General features: G+C 56.2%; 15 protein-coding genes and 1 riboswitch. Of the genes, 11 read left to right on the top strand and 4 right to left on the bottom strand.

What is annotated here, in order from left to right; translation table 11 throughout:
* Positions 1-398 precede the first annotated feature (398 nt).
* A complete protein-coding gene (uvrB, locus tag AAIE03_RS11660) occupies positions 399-2,420 on the top strand; it encodes an excinuclease ABC subunit UvrB (protein WP_013025107.1) in 2,022 nt (673 codons plus the stop codon).
* Between the two features lies 1 nt (position 2,421).
* Here the strand turns inward: uvrB and AAIE03_RS11655 are convergent, their stop codons facing one another.
* Entirely contained in the window at positions 2,422-3,327 is a 906-nt protein-coding gene (locus AAIE03_RS11655) for a gluconeogenesis factor YvcK family protein (protein ID WP_014593223.1), read from the bottom strand.
* A 200-nt stretch (positions 3,328-3,527) separates the two neighbouring features.
* A riboswitch (molybdenum cofactor riboswitch) is annotated at positions 3,528-3,661 on the top strand.
* Between AAIE03_RS11655 and moaA the strand changes: the two genes are divergently transcribed.
* The 7 genes from moaA to AAIE03_RS11620 all read left to right on the top strand — a co-directional run bounded on the left by moaA (position 3,648) and on the right by AAIE03_RS11620 (position 8,467).
* Positions 3,648-4,637: a GTP 3',8-cyclase MoaA gene (gene moaA, locus AAIE03_RS11650; RefSeq protein ID WP_165971849.1), complete on the top strand. Its 990-nt coding sequence runs from the start codon at positions 3,648-3,650 to the stop codon at positions 4,635-4,637. Its footprint overlaps the riboswitch before it by 14 nt.
* 14 nt (positions 4,638-4,651) lie before the next feature.
* Complete coding sequence (moaB, locus tag AAIE03_RS11645) at positions 4,652-5,167, top strand: molybdenum cofactor biosynthesis protein B (protein ID WP_019106148.1); 516 nt, start codon at positions 4,652-4,654, stop codon at positions 5,165-5,167.
* 2 nt (positions 5,168-5,169) lie between these two features.
* Positions 5,170-5,655, top strand: a complete 486-nt coding sequence (gene moaC, locus AAIE03_RS11640; RefSeq protein WP_014593226.1) for a cyclic pyranopterin monophosphate synthase MoaC — start codon at positions 5,170-5,172, stop codon at positions 5,653-5,655.
* A complete protein-coding gene (gene moaD / locus AAIE03_RS11635) occupies positions 5,648-5,893 on the top strand; it encodes a molybdopterin synthase sulfur carrier subunit (RefSeq protein ID WP_116197461.1) in 246 nt (81 codons plus the stop codon). Before moaC ends, moaD begins: the two co-directional genes overlap by 8 nt.
* Positions 5,894-6,346: a molybdopterin synthase catalytic subunit MoaE gene (gene moaE, locus AAIE03_RS11630; protein WP_013025113.1), complete on the top strand. Its 453-nt coding sequence runs from the start codon at positions 5,894-5,896 to the stop codon at positions 6,344-6,346. It abuts the gene before it with no gap.
* 223 nt (positions 6,347-6,569) lie between these two features.
* Positions 6,570-7,664 carry a DUF1615 domain-containing protein gene (locus AAIE03_RS11625; RefSeq protein ID WP_498563013.1) on the top strand — a complete coding sequence of 365 codons (1,095 nt, stop codon included), beginning with the start codon at positions 6,570-6,572 and terminating at the stop codon, positions 7,662-7,664.
* 95 nt (positions 7,665-7,759) lie between these two features.
* Positions 7,760-8,467 carry a Bax inhibitor-1/YccA family protein gene (locus AAIE03_RS11620; RefSeq protein ID WP_014593230.1) on the top strand — a complete coding sequence of 236 codons (708 nt, stop codon included), beginning with the start codon at positions 7,760-7,762 and terminating at the stop codon, positions 8,465-8,467.
* 41 nt (positions 8,468-8,508) lie between these two features.
* On the opposite strand, the gene AAIE03_RS11615 is transcribed toward AAIE03_RS11620, so the two are convergent.
* The 3 genes from AAIE03_RS11615 to AAIE03_RS11605 are packed head-to-tail and all read right to left on the bottom strand — an operon-like array spanning position 8,509 to position 11,476.
* The gene (locus AAIE03_RS11615) at positions 8,509-9,474 is read right to left on the bottom strand and encodes a lysylphosphatidylglycerol synthase domain-containing protein (RefSeq protein ID WP_042676969.1); all 966 of its coding nucleotides are present in this window, start codon (positions 9,472-9,474) and stop codon (positions 8,509-8,511) included.
* The gene (gene clsB, locus AAIE03_RS11610) at positions 9,474-10,718 is read right to left on the bottom strand and encodes a cardiolipin synthase ClsB (RefSeq protein ID WP_014606268.1); all 1,245 of its coding nucleotides are present in this window, start codon (positions 10,716-10,718) and stop codon (positions 9,474-9,476) included. The genes AAIE03_RS11615 and clsB overlap by 1 nt, the downstream gene beginning before the upstream one ends.
* Positions 10,715-11,476: an endonuclease/exonuclease/phosphatase family protein gene (locus tag AAIE03_RS11605; RefSeq protein ID WP_014593233.1), complete on the bottom strand. Its 762-nt coding sequence runs from the start codon at positions 11,474-11,476 to the stop codon at positions 10,715-10,717. Before AAIE03_RS11605 ends, clsB begins: the two co-directional genes overlap by 4 nt.
* A 177-nt stretch (positions 11,477-11,653) precedes the next feature.
* Here AAIE03_RS11605 and AAIE03_RS11600 point away from each other — a divergent pair, with 177 nt between their 5' ends.
* The 3 genes from AAIE03_RS11600 (at position 11,654) to dusC (ending at position 14,608) form a co-directional block, all read left to right on the top strand.
* Positions 11,654-12,046 (top strand): YbhQ family protein, encoded by a 393-nt coding sequence (locus AAIE03_RS11600; protein ID WP_013025119.1) that lies wholly within the window; start codon positions 11,654-11,656, stop codon positions 12,044-12,046.
* Positions 12,047-12,269: 223 nt separating this feature from the next.
* Entirely contained in the window at positions 12,270-13,619 is a 1,350-nt protein-coding gene (gene rhlE / locus AAIE03_RS11595; protein ID WP_014593234.1) for an ATP-dependent RNA helicase RhlE, read from the top strand.
* Positions 13,620-13,621: 2 nt separating this feature from the next.
* Positions 13,622-14,608, top strand: coding sequence for a tRNA dihydrouridine(16) synthase DusC (gene dusC / locus AAIE03_RS11590; protein ID WP_014593235.1), 987 nt, complete (start codon positions 13,622-13,624; stop codon positions 14,606-14,608).
* Position 14,609 lies beyond the last annotated feature (1 nt).

Below are 14,609 nucleotides of genomic sequence, written 5' to 3'. Positions count from 1 at the left end.
CCTGTGGATAACCTTGTGCATTAGGTAATGAAAACAGGTTGGAAGCGAGGAAATACGGGGCCTGGTAACCCGATGATGAGAATCTGGGCTTTTTAAAGTAACGACATTAATTCAGTGACTTAGCAAAAAACAAGCCTGCCGGATTGGGGCCGATTCATCAAACTGCAATTTTATGACACATGCTTGACAAATGTTAAATCAATATCGGGCTTGGGGATAACCTTGCGCAACAGAATCCGGTTAGCGCGCGCGATAATGTCAAAGAGTCAAGCGTAAAGTGGTTGCCGTTACTGTGCATCAATACTGTTATTATATCCAGTATTTTTTTCTGGCAAAATCGCCATAGCAGAGTAAAATAATGGGCTGCCCGCCGTCTTTCATCTGCAGGAACCGCATTCATGAGTAAAGATTTTAAACTGAACTCCGCTTTCAAGCCTTCCGGCGATCAGCCAGAGGCGATCCGTCGTCTTGAAGCCGGACTGGAAGATGGCCTGGCGCACCAGACGCTATTAGGCGTTACCGGATCGGGTAAAACCTTTACCGTGGCTAACGTGATCGCCGATCTTAACCGGCCCACCATGGTGCTGGCACCGAACAAAACGCTGGCGGCCCAGCTGTATGGTGAGATGAAGGAGTTTTTCCCGGACAACGCGGTGGAGTTTTTTGTCTCCTATTACGATTACTACCAGCCTGAAGCCTATGTCCCAAGCTCTGACACCTTTATCGAAAAAGACGCCTCGGTTAACGAACACATCGAGCAAATGCGTCTTTCCGCCACTAAAGCATTACTGGAGCGGCGTGATGTTATCGTCGTTGCCTCGGTGTCGGCCATTTACGGTCTGGGCGATCCCGATCTTTATCTGAAAATGATGCTGCACCTGACGCGCGGTATGATCATCGACCAGCGCAGCATTCTGCGTCGCTTGTCAGAGCTGCAGTACACGCGCAACGACCAGGCGTTTCAGCGCGGCACCTTCCGGGTGCGTGGCGAGGTCATCGATATTTTTCCGGCAGAGTCCGATGATATGGCACTGCGGGTGGAGTTATTTGACGAAGAGGTCGAGCGCCTGTCCCTGTTTGATCCGCTCACCGGGCAGGTTGAATCGGTTGTACCGCGTTTTACCATCTATCCGAAAACGCACTATGTTACGCCGCGTGAGCGCATTCTGCAGGCCATGGAAGACATCAAGGTTGAGTTGGCCGACCGGCGTAAAACCCTGCTGGAAAACAACAAACTGCTGGAAGAGCAGCGCATCACTCAGCGCACCCAGTTTGATCTGGAGATGATGGGCGAGCTGGGCTACTGCTCCGGCATCGAAAACTACTCGCGTTACCTGTCGGGCCGTGGGCCGGGAGAGGCGCCGCCTACGCTGTTTGACTATCTCCCCGCAGATGGCCTGCTGGTGGTGGATGAGTCCCACGTCACGATTCCCCAAATTGGCGGCATGTACCGTGGCGACCGTGCACGTAAAGAGACGTTGGTAGAGTACGGTTTCCGACTGCCTTCGGCGCTTGATAACCGTCCGATGAAGTTCGAAGAGTTTGAAGCGCTGGCCCCTCAGACGATCTATGTGTCGGCAACGCCGGGCAAATATGAGCTGGAGAAATCCGGCGACGAGGTCATCGATCAGGTGGTGCGTCCAACCGGCCTGCTGGATCCGATTCTTGAGGTCCGCCCCGTGGCGACGCAGGTTGATGATTTACTGTCTGAGATCCGCCAGCGCGTTACGATCAACGAGCGCGTCCTGGTGACCGTCCTGACTAAACGCATGGCGGAAGATCTGACAGAGTACCTTGAAGAGCACGGTGAAAAGGTGCGCTATCTGCACTCGGATATCGACACGGTGGAAAGGATGGAAATCATTCGTGACCTGCGTCTGGGCAAATTTGACGTACTGGTTGGGATCAACCTGTTGCGAGAAGGGCTGGACATGCCTGAGGTATCGCTGGTGGCCATTCTGGATGCGGACAAAGAGGGCTTCCTGCGTTCGGAGCGTTCGCTGATTCAGACCATTGGCCGTGCGGCACGTAATATTAACGGTAAAGCGATTCTGTATGGCGACAAGATCACGCCTTCAATGGCCAGAGCGATTGAAGAAACGGAACGCCGCCGTGAGAAGCAGCAGCGGCATAACGAAGAAAACGGCATCGTGCCTCAGGGCCTGAACAAGAAAATCACCGATATTCTGGAACTGGGCAATAACGTGGTGAAAACGCGTGGTAAAGCCAAGCCCGCTAAGCGCAATGCCGCTGAGGCAGACGCCGATTACCTGGCGTTGTCCCCCCAGGCGTTGCAGAAAAAGATCCACGAGCTGGAAGGGCAGATGCAGCAACATGCGCAAAACCTGGAGTTCGAACAGGCGGCTGGCCTGCGCGATCAGCTGCAGGAATTGCGCACATTGTTTATTGCGGTGTCCTGATTCAGTTAAATCCCTGAACGGCGTGCTCCAGCGCGGCGCGCAGCAGTTGGCGGTCGTGGCGGTACTTGATATCGGCGGCCTCCAGCGGTTCACGAATAATCAGGCGGTTTTCCACCCGGCTGACGTCCGTGGACGGGCCAACTACGATCGCGTCGATCACCCGCTTGCCAATGTAGTGCTCCATCATCGCCAGTTTGTCGGCCACGGTAAGCGTTGCCGCCGCAGGACTCAACTCGCGGCCCAGGTTGCCGATAAACACCATGTTAGCGGGCGTCCGGCGTAATGCCTGCGCCATCTCTTTCATGAGCAGAATGGGCATCAGGCTGGTGTAAAAGCTGCCCGGTCCAATCAGAATCAGATCGGCTTCTGCAACGGCATCGAGCGCCTCGCGGGTGGGCTGCACGGCAGGATGCAGCATCAGTTCCTGCGGTGGAAGCTGCATGGCGTCGATAGCGGTTTCCCCATACACCGCGTTGCCCTCGCTATCGGTTGCAACTAAATCAACCGGATGCTCTGACATGGGGATTAAAAAGGCGTCAACTTTCAACAGGTTTCTGATGATGTTGACCACTTCCAGCGGCCGCACGCTAAGGTGATCCAGCGCTTTCAGTATCAGGTTACCCAGATTGTGTCCGGCCAGTTCACCGTTGCCGGTAAAGCGATATTCGAACATGGCGGAGGCCACGCTCGGCTCCGTGATCAGCTGGTTAATACAGTTACGCAGGTCGCCCCAGGCGATGCCACCTTCTGCGCGACGAATGCGGCCCGTGGAGCCACCGTTGTCTGTCGTGGTCACAATGCCTGTGAGGCGTGAACCCAGAGGGGACAGGGCCGACATCACGCGTCCTAATCCGTGTCCGCCACCTAAGGCCACCACGCGATCCAGGTCCGCCAGTGTTCGATTCATACTTCTCCTTTTCACGTCTGCGCCGGCCAGCGGCCCGGTTGATGCAGACGGGGGTAATTTACGTCAATGCTTACCGGGTATTTTAACTTATCCTGTGAGCGAAATACGGTGAAAGTTAACGTTATGCAGCACACAGAGTAAAAGCCGTGGATGGCGCATCACCACTAATCGCGCTACCATCTGTATACCGCGTTGACCAGCCGGTTAACGTACACTCAAGCCTGAATGCCTACGTCGGTGGATAGGGGATTCAGGCCGTAGCCTACGCGCTGCCAGGGTGCAGGAAGAAATGACTGCATCTCCCGAATTGGAAAGGTGTTCTGGTGTCACAATTTACTGATGCATTTGCGCGCAAATTTTACTATTTGCGCCTGTCGGTCACGGATGTATGCAACTTCCGTTGTACCTATTGCCTGCCCGATGGCTATCAGCCAAACGGTATCCGCAATAAAAGTTTTCTCTCGCTGGATGAAATTCGTCGGGTCACGCGCGCCTTCGCGGCGGCGGGCACGGAGAAAGTGCGCCTGACCGGCGGTGAACCTTCATTACGTCGCGATTTTACCGACATCATTGCGGCGGTCAGAGAAAACGCGGCTATCCGCCATATCGCCGTCACCACCAATGGTTACCGGCTGGCGCGTGACGTTAAGCAGTGGCGCGATGCCGGACTCACCGCCCTGAACGTCAGCGTGGACAGCCTTGATGCACGCCAGTTTCATGCCATAACCGGTCAGGATAAATTCCACCAGGTGATGGCCGGGATTGATGCGGCCTTTGAGGCCGGCTTCAGCCAGGTCAAAGTGAACAGCGTGCTGATGCGCGACGTCAACAGCCACAACCTCACGACCTTTCTTGACTGGATCCGTACGCGCCCCATTCAACTGCGTTTTATTGAGCTGATGGAAACCGGTGAGGGCGGTGCGCTGTTTCGCGAGCAGCACGTGTCGGGCGAGGTGATCCGCGATCGACTTCTCGCGCAGGGCTGGCAGCGCCGTATCAGCGGCCGCAGCGATGGCCCGGCGCAGGTGTTTTATCATCCGGATTACGTGGGTGAAATCGGGCTGATCATGCCGTATTCCAAAGATTTTTGCGCCAGCTGTAACCGCCTGCGGGTTTCCGCTCAGGGTAACCTGCACCTGTGTCTGTTTGGCGATGGCGGCATTCCGCTGCGTGATTTACTGGCGTCCGACGATCAGCAAGATGAATTGCAGGCGCGCATTGCCAGCAGCCTGGGCCAGAAGAAACAGACGCATTTCCTGTTGCAGGGTAATACCGGTATCACACAGAATCTTTCTTACATTGGCGGTTAATTGCAGGAGCAAATATGGGTAAACCAGCCAGCGAGTTTCAACCGTTACAGCTTGCCACGCTGACGGTCTCAGACAGCCGTGATGCCAGTAATGATACGTCCGGGGATTATCTGCGTGAGGCCGCGGCCGAAGCCGGACACAGCGTCATCGACCACGCCATCGTGCCCGACAATCTTTACCGCATTCGGGCTATTGTCTCACGCTGGATTGCCAGTGAAGACGTTCAGGTGGTCATCGTCAACGGCGGCACCGGCTTTAACCTGAAAAACAGCACCCCTGAGGCGCTCCTGCCGCTGTTCGATCGGGAAATCGAAGGCTTTGGCGAGCTGTTTCGCATGATTTCCTATGAAGACATTGGCGGTTCGACGTTACAGTCCCGCGCGGTCGCCGGTCTGGCAAACCAGACGTTAATTTTCGCGGTTCCCGGCTCGACATCGGCCTGTACCAGCGCCTGGGAGCGCATCATCGCCGATCAACTGGATGCCCGTACGCGTCCCTGCAACTTTGTTACTCATTTAAAGAAGCTTTGAGCATGTCACAACTTACCCACATTAACGCCGCTGGCGAAGCCCATATGGTGGATGTTTCCGCTAAAAACGACACCGTGCGCGAGGCACAGGCTGAAGTGCTGGTGCTGATGAAGCCGGAAACCTTACAGATGATTATTGAGGGCAGTCACCACAAAGGTGACGTGTTCGCGACGGCGCGCATCGCCGGTATTCAGGCGGCAAAACGCACGTGGGAGCTGATCCCCCTTTGCCATCCGCTGATGCTGAGCAAAGTGGAAGTCGCGCTGGTGGCTGAGCCAGCGTGGAACCGGGTGCGCATTACGTCACTGTGTCGGCTCACCGGGAAAACCGGGGTAGAAATGGAAGCCCTGACGGCGGCCTCCGTAGCCGCGCTGACCATCTATGACATGTGCAAGGCGGTACAAAAAGACATTGTCATCGACCAACTGCGCCTGCTGCACAAAAGCGGCGGCAAAAGCGGCGATTTTCAGGCGGTTGCCCATGATTAAGGTGCTGTTTTTTGCTCAGGTGCGGGAACTGGTGGGCACCGATTCGCTCACCCTGGCTTCGGATTACCCCGATGTGGCGGCGCTGCGGGCTGCTCTGGCGCAGCGGGGCGAACGCTGGGCGCTGGCGCTGGACAGCGAACGTTTACTGGCTGCGGTTAACCACACGCTCACCGCACTGCATCATCCCCTGCAGGACGGGGATGAAGTGGCCTTTTTTCCGCCGGTGACGGGAGGATAAATGGACACGCAAATTCGGGTGGGCCCGGCTGCCTTTGATATGGCTCAGGAGTACCAGTGGCTGGCAGGATGTCCAGAAGACGGCGCTGTGGTGACCTTTACCGGCAAAGTGCGCAATCATAATCTGGGAGATGATGTGGCGGCCCTGACGCTGGAGCATTATCCCGGCATGACGGAAAAGGCGCTGCAGGAAATCATTGATGACGCACGCCAGCGCTGGCCGCTGCAGCGGGTTTCCGTGATTCACCGCATTGGTGAACTCTTCCCCGGCGATGAAATTGTGTTTGTTGGCGTCACCAGCGCACACCGCAGCAGCGCGTTTGCCGCCGCGGAGTTTATTATGGACTACCTGAAAACCCGCGCTCCGTTCTGGAAACGTGAAACCACCGAACAGGGCGACCGCTGGGTGGATGCGCGCAACAGCGATCATGAGGCCGCTCAGCGCTGGGATTAGGGGCGAGCGTTGCGCTGCGGGGGCAAACCGGATCTTTCCCTACGCGTGCTCGCCGCCGCCCTCGTCGCGTTGCAACGGCATCACGTTACCGTCCAGCGCGTTGACATCACAGATCCCTTTTCCGCCAGTTGCGCGAAAAGCGATAACCTGAGTTCAGATAATCCACCCTGCTCTGCGAAGCGGGGCAGTGTTAAGCTACTCTTTTTCCCCTCAGAGGACAGGTATGTCATTCACTTCTTTACCCAAACGCCTGACGCTGCTTGCCGTGCTGATCCTGGCGGGCTGTAGCAGTAAAAAAACGCCGGAAGCGCCTGCAAAGCAGCCTGAGGATGTCAAAGCGCAGATCCAACGCCTGCTGCCTGCCAACGTCAGTAACAAATCAGGCTGGGCGGAGGATATCTATACCTCATTCCGCACCCAGGGGCTTGAGGCCAGCGACAGCAACCTGTGCGCGGTCATTGCCGTAGCGGGACAGGAGTCGGGTTTTGACGCCAGCGGTAACGTGCCCGGCATGTCAAAAATTGCCTGGGACGAGATCGACCGCCGCGCGGCGAAGGTTCACGTGCCGGCGTTTTTAGTGCGCACAGCGCTGCTCATCAAATCCAGCAACGGCGAAAGCTATGCCGCGCGGCTGGATAAAGCAAAAAGTGAAAAAGATCTGAGCGATATTTTCGACGACTTTATCGAGATGGTGCCCATGGGGCAGACATTGTTTGGCAACCTTAACCCTGTGCATACCGGCGGGCCGATGCAGGTGAGCATCGCGTTTGCCGAAGCCCATGCCAAAGGCTACCCATGGCCGGTTGACGGCTCCATCCGCCGTGAGGTCTTCACCCGCCATGGCGGCGTTTATTTCGGCACGATGCACCTGCTCGGTTATCCTACCGATTACAGCAAGCCACTTTACCGCTTTGCGGACTATAACGCGGGCTGGTACGCCAGCCGCAATGCCGCTTTCCAGGCGGCAGTCTCTCGTGCGACAGGCATGAAACTGGCGCTGGATGGCGATCTCATTCAGTACGGCTCAGACAAGGCGGGATCGACGGAGCTGGCGGTGCGCACCCTGGCGAAACGCCTGGATATGAGCAACAGCGAAATTCGCGACGATCTTGAGCAGGGCGAAAAGGCCGAATTCAGTAACAGCGACTTGTGGAAGCAGGTCTTTGCGCTGGCAGATAAAATGGCCGGACGGCGCCTGCCCCGTGAAATGTTGCCGGGCATTAAGCTTGAAAGCCCTAAAATCACCCGCAATTTAACCACCGCGTGGTTTGCTCAGCGCGTGGACGGTCGTTATCAGCAGTGCATGAAACGTCAATAAGCACGGCGTTGTGGCGCAGTTGAACAGAGCTGTGCCACACTTAACCAGGCTCCCCTGTCAGGGGAATAACCCATTTGTTCAACAAGAGGTGCATCATGGACCGATATCCACAGAATGATTCAATAGTTCAGCCTGCATCTCGCGGGTTGCAGGCTTACATGGCACAGGTTTATGGCTGGATGACCTGTGGTTTATTACTCACCGCGTTTGTCTCCTGGTTTGCCGCCCGCACGCCGGCGGTGATGGAGCTGGTGTTTGCAAACCGCATTACCTTCTTCGGCCTGATTATTGTGCAGCTGGCGCTGGTGTTCTTCCTCTCTGGCATGGTCCATCGCCTGAGCGGTGCCGTAGCGACCGGGTTATTTATGCTTTATTCGGCCCTGACCGGGTTAACCATGGCCAGCATCTTCCTGGTGTACACCTATTCCTCCATTGCCAGTACGTTCTTTGTCACGGCGGGGATGTTTGGTGCCATGAGCTTCTATGGCTACACCACCAAGCGCGATCTGAGCCGCCTGGGCAGCCTGCTGTTTATGGCGCTGATCGGTATTCTGCTGGCATCGCTGGTGAACTTCTGGCTGAAAAGCCCGGCGTTGATGTGGGCGATTACCTACATTGGCGTGGTGGTGTTTGTGGGCCTGACGGCCTATGACACGCAGAAACTGAAAAACATTGGCGAGCAGATTGATGCGCGCGACACGGAAAACCTGCGTCGCTACTCGATCATGGGCGCGCTGACGCTCTACCTTGACTTCATCAACCTGTTCCTGATGCTGCTGCGTATTTTCGGCAATCGCCGCTAAAAAACGGGCTGCTCTGGTTTGCCAGAGCAGCCGCTCCCCGGTTACGACTTCTGCAGTTTCTGTTCGTTTTTATGCCGCATATGCTTAGCGCGACTCTCCAGCCCCAGGTACAGCACCAGCGCCAGCAGCAGGGGCAAAATAAAGTAGAGCACCCGGTAGGCCAGCAGGGCGGCAATAATGGTACCGTGAGAGAGATCTTCGCCGCTCAACAGCGCTAAAAACACCGCCTCAAGCACGCCAATCCCCGCCGGAATATGAATAATCACGCCAGCGATACTGCTGATCAATAAAACCCCCAGCACCATCGGATAGCCCACATCCCGGCCCAGTAGCAACCAGATAATGGTGCCCATCACCATCCAGTTGGCACAGGAAACGGCAAACTGAAACAGCGCCATACGTAATGAAGGCAGCTGTAACGTCTGGCCTTTGACCGTCCAGCGGCGACGTTTTGAAAAGGCACAGGACCAGAGGTAGAAGGCGGCCAGCACCAGCAAGACAACCCCGGTCAGCCGTAGCGTGGTTTCGCCAATAAACCAGCCGCTGGGAATGGAAACCATGCCCGCGCTGAAGACGACGCCCGCCAGCAGGATATAGCCCAGCCAGTTGGTAGCAATGCTGAGTGAGAAAATGCGCGTAATGGTACCGCTGTCCAGGCCAAGGCGTGAGTACAGTCGATAGCGCATAGCCACGCCGCCAACCCAGGTACTGAGGGTCAGGTTAAAGGCATAGCAGATAAACGACACCAGCATCACCTGGCGCCTGGCCAGTTTATGACCGCAGTAGGCGCGACCAATCAGGTCGTAACAGCCATACACGAGGTAGCTGACGATCACCAGGCCTGCGGCGGTCAGCACCACGAAACGGTTGTAGTTGACGATAACTTTATAGACGTCATCCCAGTTCACCTTGCGTGCATAGATGACCAGCAGCACAATGACGGCCACGAAGAACAGGCCGGTGAGTATTTTTTTTGCCAGTTTCCAGCGCGGATGCGTGTTTGCCATCAGGATTTTGCTCCTTCATTGTTGGCTTCGACGCGATCTTGCGTCTCCATTTCAGGCTGCACGGGCGGGTCAACCTGGGCCAGTTTTGGCGTGTGTGCCGGCAGCCAGCCGGCGATTGCAGGAAAGTGGCGCAGGAAGTGGAACACTACGACGCTTTTCGACAACTGCCACCAGTTACGCGGCGGCAGTTTATCCTCCTGAACGCGCTGGCAATCTTCTGCCAGTAAATGCTCAAGATTGTCGCGTAATGTCTCATTAAAGTGGCGATCGTGAATGATCAGGTTCGCTTCGAGGTTTAGCGATAAACTTAAGGGATCGAGGTTGCTGGAGCCGACCGTCGCCCACTGCTGATCTTTCACCGCCACTTTACCGTGCAGCGGACGACGGCAGTATTCGTAGACCTCCACGCCAGCATCCACCAGATAGTTATAGAGCAGCTCTGCGCCAACTTTCACAATCGGCATATCGGGCTCGCCCTGCACAATCAAACGCACCCGAACCCCGCGCTGTGCCGCATTGCGCATTTCCCGCAACAGTCGGTAGCCGGGGAAAAAATAGGCATTCGCGATAATCACGTCCTGTTTGGCACTGCGCAGCATATCCAGATAGTGCTGTTCAATATCGTCCCGGTGATCATCATTATCGCGATACACGAAGAGCACCTGCGCGTCGCCGGGCAGGGCGTTCTTAGCCGGACGATGTGAACGCTGTCCCCACCAGCGGCGGGTGGTGGCCTGACTGCCGATTGCCTCTTGCAGGTAGCGGGTAATATCCGCCACTACCGGTCCTTTCACCTCAACGGTGTAATCCTGTTTGGCTTCAGGGCCATAGTCGGTGTAGTGCTCGGCGGAGAAATTAATCCCGCCGACAAAGGCGATAACCCCGTCAACCACCACGGTTTTGCGATGCAGGCGGCGAAAGACGTTGGTACGCATGCCCATCACCAGCGGACGCGGATCGTAGTAAATAAAACGGACGCCCGCCTGGGTAAGGCTGTTCACAAAGTCGTCTGACAGCTCCGACGATCCGTAACCATCCACCATCATTTCAACTTTGACGCCGCGCTGTGCTGCGGCCAGCAACTCGCGGTGTAAAGCGTTACCGACATCGTCTTCAAACAGGATAAAGGTTTCCAACAGCACACTGCGCTCGGCACGCTGAATTGCGCCAAAAACCCGGGGGAAAAACGTATCCCCGTTTTCCAGCAGGCGCAGTTTATTGCCGTTTTGCCAGTCAAAATTCATAAATGGATCTCCACCGCCAGCGGCGCGTGATCGGAAAGGTGTGACCAGGGTTTACGCGGCAGCGCCCAGGGATGACTCACCGTGGCGTTGCGAACATAAATACGATCCAGTCTTAGAAGAGGAAAGCGGGCCGGGAAGGTGCGTGCCGGTCGACCATGTTTGATGCTGAATACCTCTTTTAGCCCGGCCCCTTTTTGCAGGATTTTATTGGCGCGTCCCTGCCAGTCGTTAAAATCGCCAGCCACCACCACGGGCGCATCCGGCGGCAGGGCCAGCACCATCTCGTTCAGCATTGCCATCTGGGCGCGACGGTGGGCCGCTTTCAGACCAAGGTGAACGCAGATAACGTGCAGCGTACCGTAGGGCGCGGGGAGCGTAATCTGGCAGTGCAGCATGCCCCGGTTTTCACTACCGGCCACCGAGACATCGCGGTTCTGATATTCGGCAATGGGAAAGCGCGACAGCACGGCATTGCCGTGGTGTCCTTCCGGATAGACTGCGTTACGCCCATAGGCAAAATCATTCCACATGGTGTCAGCCAGAAACTCGTAATGTGAGGTATTGGGCCAGTTTTCATGTTGCAGAGGATGGATGTCATGTGTTCCCATCACCTCCTGCAACAAGACGATATCTGCCGACGTTGCGCGTACGGCTTCGCGCAATTCTGGCAAGATGAAGCGTCGGTTAAACGGGGCAAAACCTTTATGGGTATTGATCGTCAGGACTTTAAATGAAAATCCTTGCTGGATTTGTGGCATACTCGCGACGCGCTCCTTTTCATCTTCATCAACCACAAAGTGTAGTCTTTGTCACAAATGGAGGGTGAAGAAGAGGAATAAATAAGGCGTTATCTGATATTTGCTTTACATTGATGAAACCGTCCCTGGCCGGATCCGGTTGCATTCAGGCAACCCGCCAGGTCTGCAGGAGAAAAAATGAAATTGTCTAATCGCTTTCAAATTATTACCGGTCAAACCTGGGCCCATATCGCTATGCACCTGCTGGTGATTGCCGCGCTGGTATGGGGCTGGAAACACAAAGCACTGGTCGAAGTGTGCAGTACCCTGGTGGTGACGTATGCAGGGGTGTTTATCGCCATGCTGATCACGCAGCGTAGTGCCCGTTTGCGTACCCTCGGTGATTACCTCGAAGAGGCGACGACCACCTACTACTTCGGCGCTGCGATGATGACGCTGTTCCTGGTCTCTCGCATTTTCCACAACAATCTGCTGCTGGCCAGCCTGGGCATGGTTATGCTACTGGGCCCGGCACTGGTTTCTCTGCTGGCCAAAGAGCCTGCACGACGCATTGAGAAAAAACGCAGTTAACTGAACCGTCCGATAACCAAAGCCACCGTAAGGTGGCTTTGTTGTTTAGGCCGTTTGTAATCAATTGTGAGCTATCTCGCACAGGAACGTTAAAGCTGTTACACTCCGCCGCTTATGCATCGTAGTTTGCACCCTTTTCACGCGTCAGCGTCAGCTGGCGTCACTATCCCTCTGAAAACTACACCGTGAAACACGGTCAGAGTGGACCGGAGTAATACTCGTCATGTCTTTTGACTCTCTCGGCCTGAGTGCCGATATTTTGCGTGCTGTTGCTGAGCAAGGCTACAGCGAACCGACTCCTATCCAGCGCCAGGCGATTCCTGTGGTGCTGTCCGGCCGCGATCTGCTGGCAAGTGCGCAGACCGGCACCGGCAAAACGGCCGGATTCACGCTGCCTTTACTACAGAAGCTGTCGGCGAATACCGGCGCAGTACGTGGACGTCGTCCGGTGCGTGCGCTGATCCTCACGCCTACCCGTGAACTGGCCGCTCAGGTCGGGGAAAACGTTGTTGAATACAGTAAGTATTTACCGCTTCGTTCGCTGGTGGTGTTTGGTGGTGTCAGCATTAACCCGCAGATGATGAAGCTGCGCGGCGGGGTCGATATTCTGGTGGCAACACCGGGCCGTTTACTGGACCTGGTCCATCAGAACGCCGTTGACCTCTCTCAGGTGGAAGTGCTGGTTCTGGATGAGGCCGATCGTATGCTCGATATGGGCTTTATCCACGATATTCGCCGTGTGCTGGCAAAACTGCCTGCCAAACGTCAGAACCTGCTGTTCTCTGCCACCTTCTCGGACGAGATTAAAACCCTGGCAGAAAAACTGCTGCATAACCCGGAGCAGGTGGAAGTGGCACGCCGCAACACCGCTTCGGAGCAGGTTTCTCAACAGGTGCATTTTGTTGATAAGAAACGCAAACGGGAACTGCTGTCGCAGCTGATCGGCGAAGGTAACTGGCAGCAGGTGCTGGTGTTTACCCGAACCAAGCATGGGGCTAACCACCTTGCAGAACAGTTGGGTAAAGACGGTATTACCGCTGCGGCGATTCACGGCAATAAGAGTCAGGGTGCACGTACGCGCGCACTGGCTGATTTTAAATCCGGCGCAATTCGCGTGCTGGTGGCCACCGATATCGCGGCCCGTGGCCTGGATATTGAAGAACTCCCACACGTCGTAAACTATGAGCTGCCAAACGTAGCGGAAGACTATGTGCATCGTATTGGTCGTACCGGCCGTGCGGCGGCAACCGGCGTCGCACTGTCACTGGTGTGCGTGGATGAACACAAACTGCTGCGCGATATTGAACGTCTGCTTAAGCGTGAAATTCCGCGTCTGGCCGTACCGGGCTATGAGCCGGATCCAAGCATCAAAGCGGAACCTATCGTGAATGGCCGTCAGTCACAGCAGCCACGCGGCCGTGGTCGCAGCCAGGGCGGACAGGGTGCAGGCGCTGCGCGTCCGCAAGGGGACAAGCGTTCACAGCCCCGTCGTCAGGGACCGGCAGCGGGCCCGTCTGACAAGCCAGCCGCGCGTCCACGTCGCCCAGCGCCTAAGCGTAGCGGAAACGCCTGACAATGCGGGTTTTACTGGCACCGATGGAAGGCGTACTGGATTCTCTGGTGCGCCAGCTGTTAACGGAGGTCAACGACTACGATCTGTGCATTACAGAATTTTTGCGCGTCGTGGATCAACTCTTGCCGGTAAAATCCTTTTATCGACTCTGCCCTGAACTGCACCATGCCAGCCGCACGCCCTCGGGCACGCTGGTCCGTCTGCAACTGCTGGGGCAGCATCCGGACTGGCTGGCGGAAAACGCCGCACGAGCGGTTACTCTGGGCTCCTGGGGCGTTGATCTGAACTGTGGTTGTCCGTCAAAGCTGGTCAACGGCAGCGGCGGCGGTGCCACGCTGCTAAAAGATCCCGATTTAATCTATCGCGCGGCAAAAGCCATGCGGGCAGCGGTACCGGCTTCGTTGCCCGTCACGGTGAAGGTGCGGCTGGGATGGGATTCCAGCGCGCGCAGTATGGAAATTGCGGATGCGGTACAGCAGGCCGGCGCCAGCGAGCTGGTGGTGCATGGTCGAACCAAAGAAGACGGTTATCGTGCCGAGGCGATCAACTGGCAGGCCATCGGCGACATCCGTCAGCGCCTACGTATTCCGGTTATCGCGAATGGCGAGATCTGGGACTGGCAAACGGCCCAGGACTGCCTGCGGACCACCGGTTGTGATGCCGTGATGATTGGCCGAGGCGCGCTTAACGTGCCTAACCTGAGTCGGGTCATCAAATACAATGACGCGCCCATGCCCTGGCCGGAGGTGGTGGCGCTGTTGCAGAAATATACCCGGCTGGAAAAACAGGGCGATACCGGCATGTACCATGTTGCCCGTATCAAACAGTGGCTCGGGTATTTACGTAAAGCCTACGTTGAAGCCGGTGAGCTGTTCGGTGAGATTCGCGCGTTAAAATCATCCCAGGATATCGCCACGGCCATCGACCGTTATGCCCGGTTGCAAGAGCAGGCCAGCTCTGAAGCCTTCAGTGTGGTGAAAACCGGTTAGC

The sequence above is a fragment of the Pantoea sp. Ae19-2 genome, assembly GCF_059801205.1.
This window is presented reverse-complemented; position numbering and strand designations above follow the sequence as displayed.